The organism is Vibrio sp. 10N.222.49.A3 (assembly GCF_041475145.1).
Classification (GTDB): Bacteria; Pseudomonadota; Gammaproteobacteria; order Enterobacterales; family Vibrionaceae; genus Vibrio; species Vibrio tasmaniensis_A.
In genome coordinates, this window is the sequence record NZ_JBFRVM010000109.1 from 1 (window position 1) to 2,897 (window position 2,897).

General features: G+C 37.9%; 3 protein-coding genes. 1 reads left to right on the top strand and 2 read right to left on the bottom strand.

Annotated features, from left to right (window positions below; genetic code table 11):
- The first annotated feature begins 239 nt into the window (after positions 1-239).
- Positions 240-608, top strand: coding sequence for a regulator (locus AB4589_RS17975; protein ID WP_231904581.1), 369 nt, complete (start codon positions 240-242; stop codon positions 606-608).
- 255 nt (positions 609-863) lie between these two features.
- On the opposite strand, the gene AB4589_RS17980 is transcribed toward AB4589_RS17975, so the two are convergent.
- Complete coding sequence (locus AB4589_RS17980) at positions 864-1,820, bottom strand: hypothetical protein (protein WP_372101343.1); 957 nt, start codon at positions 1,818-1,820, stop codon at positions 864-866.
- A 58-nt stretch (positions 1,821-1,878) separates the two neighbouring features.
- Positions 1,879-2,514 carry a hypothetical protein gene (locus AB4589_RS17985; protein ID WP_231904582.1) on the bottom strand — a complete coding sequence of 212 codons (636 nt, stop codon included), beginning with the start codon at positions 2,512-2,514 and terminating at the stop codon, positions 1,879-1,881.
- Positions 2,515-2,897: the final 383 nt, after the last annotated feature.

A 2,897-nucleotide genomic window follows, 5' to 3' on the forward strand; every position in this document is an offset into this window, starting at 1 on the left:
CCTCCCTCGGTAATCACAGCTACTACTCTAATGATTGCCATAGGTAAAAATTCAGCCTGTGAAGGTTTTGGACATAAATGCGTTTCAGGAATTCTAACATTAGCGATTAATGAATAACTTTTTATAAGGCAAATTTGCCAATTAGTACGCCTTCGTACAGTGCGCACTTTGTCTGCTTATGTTCAATGGTGCATATCTTATCAATACGGTGCAACCTCTTGTATTTAGAGGTTTTATCTGTGAAGTATCTCGAAATGAGTAAGAATTACATTTTTCGAGAATTAGAATGCCAAATGACCAAAGAAGAGGTCGCTGAACTCTGTTTTAAATCTGTGAGAACTGTCACAGGTTGGGATGAAGGAAACCCAATACCTCCAGAGTGTAAAAGGCTCATGAGAATGGCCAAAGGTCGGGAACTAAGCATTAGTGAAGATTGGGAACAGTTTAAAATGCTCTACGACAGAATGGAGCTGCCGACAGGCCAAGTTGTGAGACCACAACAAATATTGGCAGGAATAGCATTGCTAGGAATCCAATCAGAGTTAGAGATAAAGACTTCTACGCACTTGTTAGGACTTGCTAGGGCAATCGCCAATATCAAAAAATAGAATTAGAAAAGTATGGTTTTATCAATACGAATTCAAAGTCTAAAAAACATTGGCTAACTCGATGACTTTTTGCTGTTATGGTTACCTTGACTGGCGCAAAGATAGACCCTGTTTAGTAGAATGAACCTTGTTTAGTGCATTAGCCAGTCCTCCTTTTTGGTCATATCAAGGAGAAAGAAGCTGAACCTTTATCGAGAGGGTTCGGCTTTTTTGCGGTAGAACTAATAGAGTGTGAGGAACGCTCCTATATAAATTCTAATTTGCCATAAATAACTTACTCTTAAAAAATTTCTCAAACGGTTCTTTTTTTCCATCAAATAGAGCAACTAGTTCATCATCGTTAATGATGATATTCAGAATCGTACGTAAGTAACTATCACACTTTTCGCTCATTTCTGGTAAGTCTTGCTCTTTGTTAGACTTCAAAGTATCACCGTGAGTAACTTTAGAACGAATTCCATAGAACAACTTCAGGTCATCAAATACTTCTATTGGATCAAAACCAAAGTCTTTTAGAAAAAAAGCTACACGCTCAGATAATTTATGAGTTAACTCGGAGTTATCTGTAGAGAACAAGCTTTCATAGGCACTACAGTAATGAGCAATTTTCACTGCAGGGTGCATCTCGCGAGCAGCTGCTTGAATGAACCTCATGCTTCGACCAATGCGCGAAAACTTTGTATTGGTGAATGAATCCATGAATGTCGATCTAGACTTACACAAATAAGATTGAACTTGACAGCTTTTTTCATCCCACTGGATTAACTCTTTCATTGTCATATCTGTATTTTGAAATGAAGTCCCTGAGCTAAAATATGCAGGGGTAGTTAAGTAGTTGCTGCTCCATTCTTCATGTTCTCCGTCTGTGAACTTACAAAAAGCTGATTCACAAATCACAGCATTATCTTTTAAAAGCCAAAGATCACTTAGCAGCATTTTCAACCAACATAACCAGGTGTATAAAGCTTGGTGGCTATTTTCACCTTTAGTAAAAATTGAATCATCGATTTCACAATAAACGATGTTCTCTGCGTTTATGAAATGATTGTATTCGATGATGCCAGCGACATCCCTAAACTCGTTATCGATGATTTCGGAAATTAGGCTCTTGTCGTTTGTAATGTTAATGCCTGGTACCAAAGTCAACCAGTAATCAATTGGTTCAGAAATCGATAGGTAACGAAGTGTTGATATAAACTTATATTTTTTCATCACTGAAAGTTCTCATGTACGTACAGCTTTTATGTAGCCGATTCGAGCAAACTGCTCGCTATTTGTCTAACCGAAGCATTAATGCACCTATTTCTCCATTACCACCGAGGCTCGGCAATTTTGAAAGTTTCTCAACTATCTCTTTTGCTTCACAGTGTAATTCACCGATATTTACACTCCATTTCATATTGTAAAATGTCCTTTCAGACGAAACGTAAAGTCGTACGGGATACACCCTTGGTGAAAATGCCTCCCAATGGGAAAGTATCATGTTATATGCGGCCATTGGAGATGGAACTTTCGAAGATTTGGTTAATTTGGCATTCGCTTCGTCTAAGTATTCGTCAAAATGCTCTAAAGTGTTTCTCACTTTATGATTGAAAAGTTCTTTTGGTTCAATTGGTGCAATAGCTTCATTCAAATGTTTGACTCTTTCTTTTCTTAGCCTTGCTTGAGCCCCAGATTCGCCTTTAAGCTTGACACTTGGTGTAACCAGTAATTTCTTAATATTCGCAGCGTCAGATAAGATCGAAGCGATAAGGGAGTGAAGTTCCGGACTAACTTGAATCAAGTAACCAGAATCAGGAACCTTGCTATCTTCAAACAACTTTTCAGATTTGCTAACGATTGAACTGGCTAACCAAAATAACTCATGGAAATATAAAGATGACAGTTTTCCATTCTCAAAATTCACTTCCAATTCTAAGCTCCTCGAGTGCTTTTTAGGACATTCCTAAAAGTAACTTCAGTTTAGTTTTTAACGTGCGTTATTCTAATCATGATAAGCCTTTATAAACAATAATTTATCATTACAGATAAGATGGTTGAGTCGAAAAAATAGAATTATTTGGTCTAGCACGAGAGTAAGGAAATAGCGCGCAAGCTTGCAACAAGAGATGGGTAGTGTGAGTGCTGATAGGTAGGTCGAATTTACCCCCGTGATACAACACGGGGATTAACGACGAACAGCATTAGAAGAATGGATAACTTCTAGTAGGGCAAAACCCCATGAACAGGATGTGAATGAGTAAAAGGTCTATCTAACAATGGGGCAGAAATGAGCTAGAGCTACTACTC

What these genes read in the sequence shown, in the direction of transcription:
- AB4589_RS17980 (WP_372101343.1), bottom strand. Translation starts at nt 1,820, where the DNA reads ATGAAAAAATATAAGTTTATATCAACACTTCGTTACCTATCGATTTCT.